The following is a 14019-nucleotide window of genomic DNA, read 5'->3' as shown; positions in this document are numbered from 1 at the left end:
CCCTCGGTAGGGTGAGCCGCAGTGGACCCGGACCGCCTCCTCGCCGACCTCAACGACGCGCAGCGGGCTGCGGTCACCAGCACCGCAGCCCCTCTCTGCATCCTGGCCGGCGCCGGGTCGGGCAAGACGCGCGTGCTCACCCGCCGCATCGGCCACCGGGTCGCCACCGACGACGCCGACCCGCGCCACGTGCTGGCGCTCACCTTCACCCGCAAGGCGGCGGGCGAGCTCGGCACGCGGCTGCGCCAGCTGGGCATGCGCGACACCGTGGCCGCCGGCACGTTCCACTCGATCGCCTTCGCGCAGCTGCGCGCCCGCTGGGAGGAGCGCGGCATCCGCCCGCCCGACCTGCTCGATCGCAAGGTCCGCTTCGTCGCCGACCTCCTCCCCCGCGACGTGAAGGCCATCGACGTCGTCGGCGAGATCGAGTGGGCCAAGGCCCGACGCGTCGGTCCCGACTCCTACGTCGACGCCGCCCACCGGGCCGCCCGCACGCCGCCGATGGCCCCGCACGTCGTGGCCGAGGCGTTCGCGAGGTACGAGGCCACCAAGCGCCAGCGTCGCATGGTCGACTTCGACGACCTGCTCGCGCTCTGCATCAGGGACATGGGCGACCCGGAGGTCGCCGCCGCCCAGCGGTGGCGCTTCCGCCACCTCTTCGTCGACGAGTTCCAGGACGTCAACCCGCTGCAGTTCGACCTCCTGCGCGCCTGGCTCGGCGACCGCACCGACCTGTGCGTGGTGGGCGATCCGAACCAGGCGATCTACGCGTGGAACGGCGCCGACGCCGGCTACCTCGTCGACTTCGACCGCTGGTTCCCGGGAGCCGAGAGCGTGGCGCTCGTCGAGAACTACCGGTCCACGCCGCAGATCCTCGCGGCGGCCAACGCCGTCCTGGCCCGCAGCCGCCACGGCGCGTCGCTGCGCGCCAACCGTCCCGACGGTCCGGCGCCGCTCATCCGCTCATTCCCCTCCGACGCCGCCGAGGCACGGGGCATCGCCCGGGCGGTCCGGGACGCCCGGGCCCCGAACGCACGCTGGAGCACGCAGGCCGTCCTGGTCCGCACCAACGCGCAGACCGCGCTGCTCAGCGAGGCCCTGCAGGCCGCCGGCATCCCCCATCGGGTCCGGGGCGGCACCGGGCTCCTCGAGCAGGCGGAGGTCCGCACCGCGCTCGCCGGCCTCCGACGGCACCACGGAGCCTTCGACGTCGCGATCGCCGACCTCGAGGCCACGATCGAGCCCGAGCCCACGGCGGACCCCGACGACGAAGCGGCCGCGGCGCCCACCGACACGTCCGACGCGGTGGCCGAGCGGCGCGCCAACCTCGAGATGCTCGTCCGGCTCGCACGCGACTACCAGCGGATCGACCTGGCGCCGACCTCGGACGGCTTCCTCGCCTGGTTGCGGGCCACCGTCGGGTCCGACGCCCCCGACCGCGACGCCGTCGACGTCACGACGTTCCACGCCGCGAAGGGACTGGAGTGGCCGGTCGTGCACCTGGCCGGCCTCGAGCAGGGCTACGTGCCGATCGGCCACGCCACCACGCCCGCGGCCCTCGCCGAGGAGCGGCGCCTCTTCTATGTCGCGGTCACCCGGGCCGAGGAGCGGCTCCTCTGCAGCTGGGCCGAGACCCGCACCTTCGGGCAGCGCACCGCCCAGCGCGAGCCCTCGCCCTACCTCGTGCAGGTGGAGGCGGCGCTCGACGATGCCGGGGGCGACGTCTCGGCCCGCCGAGCCACGTTGCGCGCCCAACGGGAGGCGCTGCGCAGCGGCCCGCGCGACCGGGGCCGACGACGCAGCGGCGGCGCACCGACCGAGCTCGATCCGGCCGACCAGCCGCTCTTCGAGGCGCTCCGCCAGTGGCGCGCCACCCGCGCCCGAGCCGCGGGGGTCCCGGCCTACGTCGTCTTCAACGACGCCACGCTCGTCGCGGTCGCCAGCCGGCGGCCGGCCAGCCGGGCCGAGCTGCTCGGGCTCCCCGGCATCGGACCGGTGAAGGCGGAGCGCCATGGCGACGACCTGCTGTCGGTCGTCGCGGAGCACGGCCGCACGCCCGGTTAGCCCGGTGCGGCGGACGTCGCCGCGCCGCGACGTGCCGCGACGACAGCCTCCCGCCCGGCGAGGACGACGAAGAACGTGGACACCGACGTGAACGCCACCGTGGCCTCGGCCGCCGTGCCGTGGTGGTAGCTGACGACGAGCCCCACGTAGACCGACGCCACGCCGACGAGGACGCCGACGAGCATCATCGCGGGGACCCGGCGGACGAGGAGGGACGCGGTGGCCGGCGGCGCGACGAGCAGGCCGAACACGAGGAGCGTGCCGACGGCCTGGAACGAGGCGACGACCGCCACTGCGACCAGGCCGAGCATCGCCAGGTGGCTGGCCCGGGGGTGGAGGCCGAGGACGGCGGCGGTGTCGGCGTTGAACGACAGCGCGAGGAAGGCGCGGAACCCGCCGACGACCGCCGCGAGCACCCCGAGCGCCACCAGCCCCTGCACGACGAGGTCACCACGGGTGACCCCCAGGATGTCGCCGAAGAGGAAGGAGCTGAGCTCCCCGGAGTAGGACCGCTGCCGGGAGACGATGATCACGCCGAGGGCGAGCATCCCGACGAAGAGCAACCCGATGCCGGCGTCCTCCGGCAGCCGTGCCCGTCGGTTCACGAGCCCGACGCCGCCGACCATGGCGAGGGCGCTGACCATCGCCCCGAGTCGCAGGTCGAGTCCCCAGACGAACGCCAGGGCGATGCCGGGAAGGACGCCGTGGGCCAGCGCGTCGCCGATGAAGGTCATGCCGCGGATCACGACCCAGGTGCCGACGAGCGATGTCGTCACCACGGCGAGCACCCCGGCGAGCAGGGCGCGCTGCATGAACTCCGGCTCGAAGGGGGCGATCAACCAGTCCACGGCGGGAGCCTACGCAGGCACGCTCACCCGAGGGCCGAGGCGATGAGCTCCGCGTTGGTGCGCAGCATGCCCAGGTAGGTGTCGGCCCCGCTGCCCGGTTCGCCGAGCGCGTCGGTGTGCAGGGCGACGACCTCGACCTCCCGGCCTGCCTCCTCGGCGATCGTGCGGATGAGCTGATCGCCCGACACGTTCTCGGCGAAGATGGCCGGCAGGTCGTGGGCCTCGATCTCCTCGACGAGCGTCGCGATCTCCTGCGCGCTCGGGCGCGACAGGGTGTCGCCACCGGGCAGGGCCGCACCGATGACCTCGAAGTCGTAGCGCTCGGCGAGGTAGCCGAACGTCTCGTGGTTGGTCAGCAGGTAGCGCCGCTCAGCGGGGACGGCGGCGAGGATCTCGCGGATCTCCGCATCGAGCGCCTCCAGCTCGGCGACCAGGTCGTCGGACCGGGCCCGGATCGCGTCGGCGTCCATGTCGGGCAGGGCGTCGACGAGGGCGTCGGTGAGGCCGGGGACGGCCTGCGCCATGCGGACGGGGTCGTGCCACAGGTGGGGATCCTCGTCGCCGTGCGCGTGGTCCTGGCCCTCGTCGTGGTCGCCCTCGTCATCGTCGTGCTCGCCCTCGTCGTGCTCGCCCTCGTCGTCGTGCTCGTGGGCATCACCGAAGGGGAGCGGCTCGACGAGCTCGCCGATCTCGATGACGCGCACGCCGTCGTCCGCCGCAGCGTCGAGCGCGTCGGCGAGGCCGGCCTCGAGCCCCAACCCGTTGGCGACGACCAGCGACGCCGAGCGCAGGTCGGCGGCCTGGCGGGCCGAGGGTGCGGCATCGTGGGGATCGGTGCCCGGCGGGATCAGCACCTCGACCTCGACGTCGTCCCCGACGATCGAGCGGACGACGTCGCCGAGGATCGACGTCGTCGCGACGACCCTCGCGCCGTCACCTCCCGCATCGTCGTCGCCACACGCAGCGACGCCGGCGACGAGGAGCACGGCGGCCAGGACGGTCCGGAGCAGACGCATGGCCAGAACGATATTGAGGACGGTTCTCACTTGCAACCGTGGTTGGCGCTTCCGTCGCCCCCCGTTCAGGCGTCGCCGGTGGTGCCCTCCACCTCGTCGCCACGAGCGCGACGCATCTCGGCGAAGCGGGAGAAGTCGATGGAGATGAAGAGCGCCTCGGCCTCGGCGGTGACGAGATCGCCGTGGCGGACCCGTCCCGTCGTGAAGATCTTGCGGCCCTCGCGGCGAGCGAGCTCCCCCTCGAACACGAGCTCCTCGTGCAGCGGCGTCGGGGCGCGGTAGTCGACCTTCAGGTAGGCGGTCATCCCGCCGGCACCGCTGATCGACTGCGCCGCCCCGAGCACCTCGTCGAACGCCGCAGCGATCCAACCGCCGTGCACGCAGGACGGCGGACCCTCGTAGGCGGCCCCGAAGACCACCCGACCGACGATGCGGTCGGGGGAGAACTCGAGCCGGATGGGCGGGGCGAGCGCGTTGGCCTCCCCGAGCACGGGGCTGCGATCGAAGAACCCGTCGGCCCACGGGGAGGTGGCTGCCTCGGCGAAGCCCTCGTACGCCGCGGCGGGCCGATCGCTGAGCTCGGAGGCCATGGCGTCGAGGCGATCGGCGAGCGACGTCACCTCGTCGGCCGAGAGGTCCATCGAGATCGCGGCGTCGACGATGCGCCGCACGGCAGCGGCGAGGCGCCGCTTCTCGAGCCGGTGCGGGGTGAGCTCGACGTCGGCCTCACCGGTGATGAACGGCGCGGCCCAGCCGCTGGCTCCCGGCGGCGCGGTGCGGCCCGGTGGGCGTTCGTCAGGCACCGGTGCCCCGCGGCCCGAAGCCGGCGATCACCGGCGCGTGGTCGGAGGGCTTCGTCCCCTTGCGGGCGTTGCGATCGACGAGGTCGATCGTGCTGCGCGCCGCGAGCGGCTGCGACGCCAGGACGTAGTCGATGCGCATCCCCTGGCGCTTGTGGAAGCGGCCGGCGGTGTAGTCCCAGTAGGAGAAGAGGCCCTCGACGTCCGGGTACCGCCGGCGGAACGTGTCGACGAGACCCCAGTCGACGACCTGCGCCAGCGCGTCCCGCTCGGGCGCCGTGACGTGGGTCGAGCCCTCGAACGCCGCCGGGTCCCAGACGTCGATGTCGGTGGGCGCGATGTTGAAGTCGCCGCACACCACGACGTCCGCGCTCGGGTCACAGGTCTCGTCCAGGTGCGACCGCAGTCGACCGAGCCACGACAGCTTGTAGTCGTAGTGCGGGTCGCCGAGCGCGCGGCCGTTCGGCACGTAGACCGAGTGCACCCGGACGCCCCCGCAGGTGGCGGACACGAGACGGGTGTCGCTGTCGGGCTCCAGGCCTTCGTGGAAGCCGAACAGGGGGTCGTCGAGGCCGACGCGGCTGAGGATCGCCACGCCGTTCCACCGGCCGTCGCCGTGGTGGACCGATTCGTAGCCGAGCGACTCGAACGCCATGGCGGGGAACGCCGAGTCGGCCAGCTTCGTCTCCTGCATGCAGAGCACGTCGGGCTGCACGTCGGCCAGCCACGCCTCGACCCTCGGCATGCGGGCGTTCAGGGAGTTGACGTTCCAGGTCGCGATGCGCACGACGGCGACGATAGCGACCACGGTGCGGCCGGCCCGCCCGAGCCGCGACGAGGGGACCAGGGGTCGGGCAGGGCCCCCGAGGGGCGCCGATATCATCGACCCGTGGCCGATACACAACCCCCATCAGGTTCGACGCTCGGACCGAACGCCTGGCTCGTCGACGAGATGTACGAGCAGTACCTGGACGATCCGAGCTCCGTCTCGGAGAGCTGGCAGGAGTTCTTCACCGACTACCGACGTGAGCCGACCGGCTCCACCGGGGCGACGGCCACCGCCCCTCCCGCACCGGCCCCGAGCCCCGCACCCGCGGCCGCTCCCCCGGCGCCGAGTCCCGCTCCCCCCGCCACCAACGGCGCCGCTGCCACACCCTCCGAGCCTGCGACGGCCCCTGCACCCGCACCCGGCGACCCGATCCGTGGCGCCGGCGCCCGCATCGTCGAGAACATGGAGCGCAGCCTCGAGGTCCCGACGGCCACGAGCTTCCGCGAGGTGCCGGCGAAGCTGCTCGAGGTCAACCGCAAGGTCATCAACGGCTACCTCGGCCGCACGCGCGGCGGGAAGGTCTCGTTCACCCACCTCATCGGCTACGCCGTCGTGCGCGCCATCGCCGACGCCATGCCGGTGATGAAGAGCACGTTCGAGCGGGGCGAGGACGACAAGCCCTACGTCGTGCGCCACGACCACGTCGGCCTCGGCATCGCGGTCGACGTCGAGAAGTCCGACGGCTCCCGCACCCTCCTCGTGCCCTGCATCAGGGACGCCGACACGATGGACTTCGCCGGCTTCCACACGGCCTACGAGGACCTGATCCGCAAGGTCCGCACCAACAAGCTCTCCCCCGACGACTTCTCGGGCACCAACGTCAGCCTCACCAACCCCGGCACGATCGGCACCGTCCAGTCGGTGCCGCGCCTCATGCCGGGCCAGGGCCTCATCGTCGGCGTCGGCTCGATCGACTACCCGACCGCCTACCAGGCCGCCGACCCCCGGACGCTCGCCGACCTCGGCATCTCGAAGGTGATCACGATCACCTCCACCTACGACCACCGGATCATCCAGGGTGCGGAGTCGGGCCTCTTCCTGAAGAAGGTCCACGAGCTCCTGATGGGCGCGGACCACTTCTACGACGACGTGTTCCGCTCGCTCGGCGTCCCCTACGAGGCGGTGCAGTGGCGTCGGGACATCAACCCGATCGACCGCGAGGAGTCCCAGCTCGAGAAGCAGATCGCGGTCAACACGCTCATCAACATGTACCGCGTGCGTGGCCACCTCATCGCCGACCTCGATCCGTTGGCGTCCGAGGAGCCGACGATGCACCCCGAGCTCGATCCGGCCACCTACGGGCTGACGATCTGGGACCTCGACCGCGAGTTCCTCACCGCCAGCGGCGCCGGCATCTACGCACCGGTCGGCGGGCGCTCGAAGATGCCCCTCGGCGACATCCTCGGCGTGCTGCGCGACGCGTACTGCCGCACGATCGGCATCGAGTACATGCACATCCAGGACCCGGCCGAGAAGCGCTGGATCCAGGAGCAGGTCGAGGGCGTGTCGGTCCAGGTCACCACCGAGGAGCAGCGGCACATCCTCGGCCGGCTGAACGCCGCCGAGGCGTTCGAGAAGTTCCTCTCGACCAAGTACGTCGGCCAGAAGCGCTTCGGCATCGAGGGTGCGGAGAGCACCATCCCGCTGCTCGACTCCATCCTCGGCGAGGCCGCCGACTCGGGCATGCAGCGCGCCGTGCTCGGCATGGCCCACCGGGGTCGCCTCAACGTGCTGACGAACATCGTCGGCAAGTCCTACGACCAGATCTTCAAGGAGTTCGAGGGCAACATCGACCCCGAGTCGATCCAGGGCTCGGGCGACGTGAAGTACCACCTCGGCCAGTCGGGCACCTTCGTCAGCCAGTCCGGCCAGGAGATCCCGGTCGAGCTCGCCGCGAACCCGTCGCACCTCGAGGCCGTCGACCCCGTCGTCGTCGGCATGGCCCGCGCCCACATGGACGCCGCCGACTCCGGCGACTACCCGGTCCTGCCGGTGCTGATCCACGGCGACGCGGCCTTCGCCGGCCAGGGCGTCGTCGCCGAGACGCTCAACCTCTCGATGATCAAGGGCTACCGCGTCGGCGGCACGATCCACGTGATCATCAACAACCAGCTGGGCTTCACCACCCCGCCGCACGCCGCCCGCTCGTCGGAGTACCCGACCGACGTGGCCAAGATGGTCCAGGCGCCGATCTTCCACGTGAACGGCGACGACCCCGAGGCGTGCGTCCGCGTGGCCCGCCTGGCGTTCGCCTACCGCCAGCGGTTCAACAAGGACGTCGTCATCGACATGTTCTGCTACCGCCGGCACGGGCACAACGAGGGCGACGACCCCAGCTACACCCAGCCGCAGATGTACAAGAAGATCGACGATCGCCGGTCGGTCCGGAAGCAGTACACCGAGGCGCTCGTGAAGCGTGGGGACATCTCCCTCGAAGAGGCCGAGCAGGCGCTCGACGACTACCAGGCCCGCCTCCAGGCCGCGCTCGACGAGACCCGGTCCACCGCTCCCGAGCCCGGGGCCCACGCGCCACGGCGGCTCGAGACGCACGGCGTGCTCCCGCAGGTGCCCACCGGCGTCGACCGTTCGGTGGTCGACCGCCTCTACAAGGTGCTCTCGACCCTGCCCGAGGGCTTCACGATGCACCCGAAGCTGGCTCGCCAGTTCGAGGCCCGGGACAAGATGTTCGCCGAAGGCGAGGTCGACTGGGCCCTGGCCGAGGCGATGGCCTTCGGGTCGCTCCTCGACGAGGGCATCTCGATCCGCCTGGCCGGCCAGGACTCACGCCGCGGCACGTTCTCGCAGCGACACTCGACCCTGGTCGACTTCGAGAGCGGCGCCGAGTACGTGCCGCTCGAGTCCATGGCCGACGGCGACACGCGCCTGTGGATCTACGACTCGCTGCTGTCGGAGTACGCCGCCCTCGGCTTCGAGTACGGCTACTCCGTCGCCAACAAGGACGCGCTCGTCTGCTGGGAGGCGCAGTTCGGCGACTTCGTCAACGGCGCGCAGATCATCATCGACCAGTTCCTCGTCGCCGCCGAGGACAAGTGGCACCAGACATCCGGGCTCGTGCTGCTCCTGCCCCACGGCTACGAGGGCCAGGGCCCCGAGCACTCGTCGGCCCGCATCGAGCGCTTCCTCATCCTCGCCGCCGAGGACAACATCCAGGTCGCCAACGCCACCACGGCCGGGCAGTACTTCCACCTCCTCCGGCGTCAGATGCACCGCGACGTGCGCAAGCCGCTGGTCATCGCCACGCCCAAGTCGCTGCTGCGGGCCAAGCCGGCGCGCAGCACCATCGACGACCTCACCAGCGGCTCGTTCCGCGAGGTGCTCGACGACCCCCGGGTCGACGATCCCGCAGCGATCCGACGCGTCGTGCTCTGCAGCGGCAAGGTGGGCCACGACGCGCTCGCCCGCCGCGACGAGACCGGCGCGCCCGTCGCCGTCGTGCGCGTCGAGCAGCTCTACCCGTGGCCGTTCGACCAGATCGCCGAGCTCCTCGACCGCTACGGCAACGCCCGCGAGATCGTCTGGCTCCAGGAGGAGCCAGAGAACATGGGCGGTTGGAACTTCGCGAAGGGCCGCCTGTACGAGGCGCACGGCGACACGCACTCGATCCGACGCGTCAGCCGCGCCGAGTCCGGCAGCCCGGCATCCGGCTCCGCGGCGATCCACGCCTACGAGCAGGCCGACATCCTCGATCGAGCGCTCGGCGGCCTGTAGGTCCTCAGCGGAGAGGGAAGCCCACCGCGGCCTCGAGCTCGCGGATCGCGGCGTCGGGGTCGACGACCTTGATCGTCGTCATGCCGAGCGCCCGGGCCGGCTTCAGGTTGATCCCGAGGTCGTCGAGGAACACGGCCTCCGACGGCTCGATGCCGAGCATCTCGCACGCCATCTCGTAGAAGCGCGGGTCCGGCTTGCGGACCCCGACCTTCGACGACTCGACGATCGCGTCGAACATGCCCATGATCTCGGCGATCTGCGCCGTACGTCCGGTGGGATCCTCGGCGGCGTCGCGAGCCGCGCCGCTGACGAAGTTGTTCGTGAGCAACCCGGTGAGCAACCGCTCCTTGCAGCGGCGCAGCGCCTCGACCATCTCCGGTCGGACCGTGCCACCGAGCAGCCCCAGGACCGCGCGCCCGTCGACCTCGTACCCGACGGCGCGAGCCTCCGCCTCGAAGAGCTCGGCGAACTGACCGAGGTCGACTTGGCTGCGCTCCAGCTTCGCCCAGGCGTTGTCGTCAGGGTTGGTCGCGTTCAACGTCCGGATCAACCCCTCGGGGAGCCCGTTCTCCCGCTCGTAGCGGTCGAACGCCTCGAACGGACTGGACAGGATGACGCCACCGAAGTCGAAGAGCGCTGCACGGATCATCGGGCGATCGTAGGCATCGCACGCGGTGGGTCCGCAGCGGTGCCACCGGGAACTGCTTGACTGTCTGCGAGATGAGTGCCCACCACGTCGTCGTCGACGGCTCCAACATCGCGACCGAGGGACGCACCGCGCCGAGCCTCCAGCAGCTCGACGACGCGGTCCGCGCGTTCCTCGCCCAGCACCCCCACGACGTCGTCACCGTGGTCGTCGACGCGACCTTCGGTCACCGCATCGACGCGAGCGAGCGGCAGCGCTACGAGGAGGCCGTGCTCGCGGGCGAGATCGTGTCGCCGCCCGCAGGCGCCATCGGCCGCGGCGACGCCTTCGTGCTGCTCATCGCCGACCGAGCCGACGCCACCGTCCTCTCCAACGACTCCTTCCAGGAGTTCCACGGCCAGTACGGGTGGCTGTTCGACGAGGGCCGGTTGGTGGGCGGCAAGCCGGTCGAGCACGTCGGTTGGGTGTTCCTCCCCCGCACGCCCGTCCGTGGTCCGGCGAGCCGCAAGTCGATCAAGGACGCGAAGCAGGGTGCCGGCACCTCCCCCGCCCCGAGCCGGCGGAGGGCCAAGAAGGCACCTGCGAAGGACGACGCGGACACCAAGGCTCCCGCCAAGCGCAGTCGGGGCTCGCGTGCCGCGGCACCTGCACCGGCGCCAACCGACGACACCTCCTCCGAGCAGAAGTCGACCGCAACCGACTCCGGCCGCCGCCGCAAGCGTGGGGGCAGCACCGAGCCGCTCAACGCTCCGATGGTCTTCATCGAGTTCATCGCCGAGCACCCCCTGGGCTCCGAGGTCGACGGCGTCGTGGACCGGTTCTCGTCGCACGGTGCGTACGTCACGATCGGCGACGCGCAGTGCTACATCCCGCTGAAGGCCATGGACGACCCCGCGCCGCGCCGCGCCCGTGACGTGCTCACCCTTGGCGAGTCGCGAACCTTCGTGGTCCAATCCTTCGACACGCCGCGACGCGGCATCGATCTCGCCCTGCCCGGCTTCGCGACGGCGGAACCCGAGCAGGAGGAGGACGGCGTCGACGACGCCGGTGCAGCACCCAGCCCGGCAGGAGACCAACTCGCGTCGAACGAGCCGGCGACCACCACATCCCGGACAAGGAGAACCACACCCGTGGCAACCAAGAAGACGGCAGCGAAGAAGGCACCGGCCAAGAAGGCCCCCGCGAAGGCTGCGGCGAAGAAGGCACCGGCCAAGAAGGCACCGGCCAAGAAGGCGCCCGCGAAGAAGGCACCGGCCAAGAAGGCACCGGCCAAGAAGGCGCCCGCGAAGAAGGCACCGGCCAAGAAGGCGCCCGCCAAGAAGGCACCGGCCAAGAAGGCACCGGCCAAGAAGGCGCCCGCCAAGAAGGCACCGGCCAAGAAGGCGCCCGCCAAGAAGGCACCGGCCAAGAAGGCGCCCGCGAAGAAGGCACCGGCCAAGAAGGCCCCCGCGAAGAAGGCCCCCGCCAAGAAGGCGCCCGCTCGACGCTGAGCCCACGCTCCTGATGCGCGATGCCCCGGCACCACGCCGGGGCATCGCCGCGTCCGGGCCGGGGTGGGACGCGCGGACCGCCCGGTAGTGTCGAGTCGATGAGCGCCCAATTCATCTACACGATGCACAAGGTCAGCAGGTTCTACCCGCCGGACCGCACGGTGCTCGACAACGTGAGCATCAGCTTCTACCCGGGCGCCAAGATCGGCGTCATCGGGTCCAACGGCGCGGGCAAGTCCTCGCTGTTGCGCATCATGGCCGGACTCGACGACGGCTACACGGGGGAGGCACGCCTCACCCCCGGGTTCACGGTGGGACTGCTCGAGCAGGAGCCGCAGCTCGACCCCGACAAGGACGTCCTCGGCAACGTGATGGACGGCGTCGGTGAGACCGCCACCCTCCTCTCCCGCTACGAAGCCGTCCTCGCCGGCTGGTCCGATCCCGACGCCGACTTCGAGAAGCTCGGCGCCGAGCAGGCCGACCTCGAGGCGAAGATCGAGGCCGCGGGCGCATGGGACCTCCAGCGCACCATCGACATCGCGATGGACGCGCTGCGGCTGCCGCCCGCCGACGCCGATGTGACGAACCTCTCCGGCGGCGAGCGGCGGCGCGTCGCTCTGTGCCGCCTGCTCCTCGCCCGCCCCGACCTCCTGCTCCTCGACGAGCCCACCAACCACCTCGACGCCGAGTCGGTCGCCTGGCTGGAGCGGTTCCTCAAGGACTACTCCGGCACCGTCGTCGCCATCACGCACGACCGCTACTTCCTCGACAACGTGGCGGGCTGGATCCTCGAGCTGGACCGTGGTCGTGGCTACCCGTTCGAGGGGAACTACAGCTCCTGGCTCGAGCAGAAGAAGGCCCGGCTGGCCCAGGAGGAGAAGACGGAGTCGGCGCGCCAGCGGACCCTGGCCCGCGAGCTCGAGTGGGTGCGGATGGCGCCGAAGGCCCGCCAGGCCAAGGGCAAGGCCCGTCTCAGCGCCTACGAGGCGATGCTCGCCGAGGCGCAGTCCTCCCAGGGACGCGACGAGGCGCTGCAGATCTCCATCCCCGCCGGCGACCGGCTCGGCGACGTCGTCATCGAGGCCGAGCACATCTCGAAGGGCTTCGGCGACCGGCTCCTCGTGGAGGACCTGAGCTTCACGCTCCCCCGCGCCGGCATCGTCGGCGTCATCGGTCCCAACGGCGCCGGCAAGACCACTCTGTTCCGGATGATCACCGGCTCCGAGGAGCCCGACGAAGGACAGCTCCGCATCGGTCCCACGGTGCAGCTGGCCTACGTCGACCAGTCCCGCGACGTCCTCGACCCGGAGCGGACGGTCTACGAGGAGATCACCGGCGGGGCCGACACCATCGACGTCGGTGGGCGCGAGATGCACGGCCGGGCCTACGTCGCCGGCTTCAACTTCAAGGGGTCCGACCAGCAGAAGAAGGTCGGCGTCCTCTCCGGTGGCGAGCGCAACCGCGTCCACCTCGCCAAGGTCCTCACCAGCGGCGGCAACGTCCTTCTCCTCGACGAGCCCACCAACGACCTGGACGTCGACACGCTGCGCGCCCTCGAGGACGGGCTCGAGTCCTTCCCGGGTTGCGCGGTGATCATCAGCCACGACCGCTGGTTCCTCGACCGCGTCGCCACCCACGTCCTGGCGTTCGAGGGCGACTCCCAGGTGCGCTGGTTCGAGGGGAACTTCTCCGAGTACGAGGCCTTCCGCCGCAAGGAGCTCGGCGCGGAGGCCGACCAGCCCCACCGGATCAAGTACAAGCCCCTCGTCCGGAGTTGACCGGAACCGTGCCCTCCGACGCGCCGAGCGAGGAGCTCGACGACCACGCCATCGCGGCGCAGGTGGCGACCGCCGCCGGCGAGCTCCTCACCGCGTTGCGCGCCGAGCTGGTGGATGCCGGCGCGCCGCGCTGGGCGATCGAGCAGGAAGGCGACCGCCGCGCCCACGAGCTCATCATGGACGCCCTCACCGAGCTCGCCCCCGGCGACGCCGTGCTGTCGGAGGAAGGGCGCGACCACGCCTCGCGGCTCACCGCCGAGCGCACCTGGATCGTCGATCCGCTCGACGGCACCCGCGAGTACGGCGAGCTCCGCCACGACTTCGCGGTCCACGTCGCCCTCGTCGTCGACCACGCCCCGGTCGCCGGCGCCGTGGCGCTCCCGGCCCTCGCGACGACGTTGTCGACCCACCCTGCGCCGACCCTGCCGCCCGCTCCCGCGCACGGTCCGCGCCTCGTCGTCAGCCGGAGCCGCCCGGCGATGATCTGCCACGTGATCGCCGACGACCTCGGCGGGCAGCTCGTGCCGCTCGGGTCGGCCGGGGCCAAGGCGATGGCCGTCGTCCGGGGCGAGGCCGAGATCTACGCCCACGCCGGCGGCCAGTACGAGTGGGACTCCTGCGCCCCCGTGGCGGTCGCCGCGGCCGCCGGGCTCCACGTCTCGCGCATCGACGGCAGCCCGCTGCGCTACAACCGGCCGGACCCGTGGCTCCCCGACCTCCTCATCTGCCGACCCGAGCACGCCGAGCGCATCATCGAGCTCGTCCGGGCGCGCGTCGGCACCTCGATCGAGGACGACGAAGCCGAGATGTGGGCATAGC

The 14019-nt window shown here is 71.6% G+C and carries 10 protein-coding genes; 5 read left to right on the top strand and 5 right to left on the bottom strand.

Going from position 1 to position 14019, the window contains the following annotated elements; translation table 11 throughout:
- The first annotated feature begins 21 nt into the window (after positions 1-21).
- The gene (locus GH723_RS06605) at positions 22-2064 is read left to right on the top strand and encodes an ATP-dependent DNA helicase UvrD2 (protein ID WP_153758913.1); all 2043 of its coding nucleotides are present in this window, start codon (positions 22-24) and stop codon (positions 2062-2064) included.
- Here the strand turns inward: GH723_RS06605 and aztB are convergent.
- The 4 genes from aztB to GH723_RS06585 all read right to left on the bottom strand — a co-directional run bounded on the left by aztB (position 2061) and on the right by GH723_RS06585 (position 5515).
- A complete protein-coding gene (aztB, locus tag GH723_RS06600; protein WP_229023132.1) occupies positions 2061-2912 on the bottom strand; it encodes a zinc ABC transporter permease AztB in 852 nt (283 codons plus the stop codon). The genes GH723_RS06605 and aztB overlap by 4 nt on opposite strands.
- Before the next feature lie 23 nt (positions 2913-2935).
- The gene (locus GH723_RS06595) at positions 2936-3928 is read right to left on the bottom strand and encodes a metal ABC transporter substrate-binding protein (RefSeq protein ID WP_153758912.1); all 993 of its coding nucleotides are present in this window, start codon (positions 3926-3928) and stop codon (positions 2936-2938) included.
- A gap of 65 nt (positions 3929-3993) precedes the next feature.
- Positions 3994-4731: a PaaI family thioesterase gene (locus tag GH723_RS06590; protein ID WP_153758911.1), complete on the bottom strand. Its 738-nt coding sequence runs from the start codon at positions 4729-4731 to the stop codon at positions 3994-3996.
- Positions 4724-5515: an exodeoxyribonuclease III gene (locus GH723_RS06585; RefSeq protein ID WP_153758910.1), complete on the bottom strand. Its 792-nt coding sequence runs from the start codon at positions 5513-5515 to the stop codon at positions 4724-4726. The genes GH723_RS06590 and GH723_RS06585 overlap by 8 nt, the downstream gene beginning before the upstream one ends.
- 102 nt (positions 5516-5617) lie before the next feature.
- Here GH723_RS06585 and GH723_RS06580 point away from each other — a divergent pair, with 102 nt between their 5' ends.
- The gene (locus GH723_RS06580; RefSeq protein ID WP_229023129.1) at positions 5618-9286 is read left to right on the top strand and encodes a multifunctional oxoglutarate decarboxylase/oxoglutarate dehydrogenase thiamine pyrophosphate-binding subunit/dihydrolipoyllysine-residue succinyltransferase subunit; all 3669 of its coding nucleotides are present in this window, start codon (positions 5618-5620) and stop codon (positions 9284-9286) included.
- Positions 9287-9290: 4 nt separating this feature from the next.
- Here the strand turns inward: GH723_RS06580 and GH723_RS06575 are convergent, their stop codons facing one another.
- On the bottom strand, positions 9291-9935 hold the full coding sequence (locus GH723_RS06575) for an HAD-IA family hydrolase (RefSeq protein WP_153758909.1): 645 nt from the start codon (positions 9933-9935) through the stop codon (positions 9291-9293).
- 71 nt (positions 9936-10006) lie between these two features.
- Here GH723_RS06575 and GH723_RS06570 point away from each other — a divergent pair, with 71 nt between their 5' ends.
- From GH723_RS06570 to GH723_RS06560, 3 genes are all read left to right on the top strand, one after another.
- Entirely contained in the window at positions 10007-11422 is a 1416-nt protein-coding gene (locus GH723_RS06570; protein WP_153758908.1) for a histone H1-like repetitive region-containing protein, read from the top strand.
- 98 nt (positions 11423-11520) lie between these two features.
- Positions 11521-13200 (top strand): energy-dependent translational throttle protein EttA, encoded by a 1680-nt coding sequence (ettA, locus tag GH723_RS06565; protein WP_153758907.1) that lies wholly within the window; start codon positions 11521-11523, stop codon positions 13198-13200.
- Positions 13197-14018, top strand: a complete 822-nt coding sequence (locus tag GH723_RS06560; RefSeq protein ID WP_229023128.1) for a 3'(2'),5'-bisphosphate nucleotidase CysQ — start codon at positions 13197-13199, stop codon at positions 14016-14018. Before ettA ends, GH723_RS06560 begins: the two co-directional genes overlap by 4 nt.
- Position 14019 lies beyond the last annotated feature (1 nt).

It is taken from the genome of Actinomarinicola tropica (assembly GCF_009650215.1).
Lineage (GTDB): Bacteria > Actinomycetota > Acidimicrobiia > Acidimicrobiales > SKKL01 > Actinomarinicola > Actinomarinicola tropica.
The sequence above is the reverse complement of the archived record's forward strand: the minus strand, read 5'-3'. Positions and strand labels throughout refer to the sequence as shown.

Coding starts and splice junctions, on each gene's coding strand:
- GH723_RS06570 (WP_153758908.1), top strand. CDS start 10,007: ATGAGTGCCCACCACGTCGTCGTCGACGGCTCCAACATCGCGACCGAG.
- GH723_RS06575 (WP_153758909.1), bottom strand. CDS start 9,935: ATGATCCGTGCAGCGCTCTTCGACTTCGGTGGCGTCATCCTGTCCAGT.
- GH723_RS06595 (WP_153758912.1), bottom strand. CDS start 3,928: ATGCGTCTGCTCCGGACCGTCCTGGCCGCCGTGCTCCTCGTCGCCGGC.
- ettA (WP_153758907.1), top strand. CDS start 11,521: ATGAGCGCCCAATTCATCTACACGATGCACAAGGTCAGCAGGTTCTAC.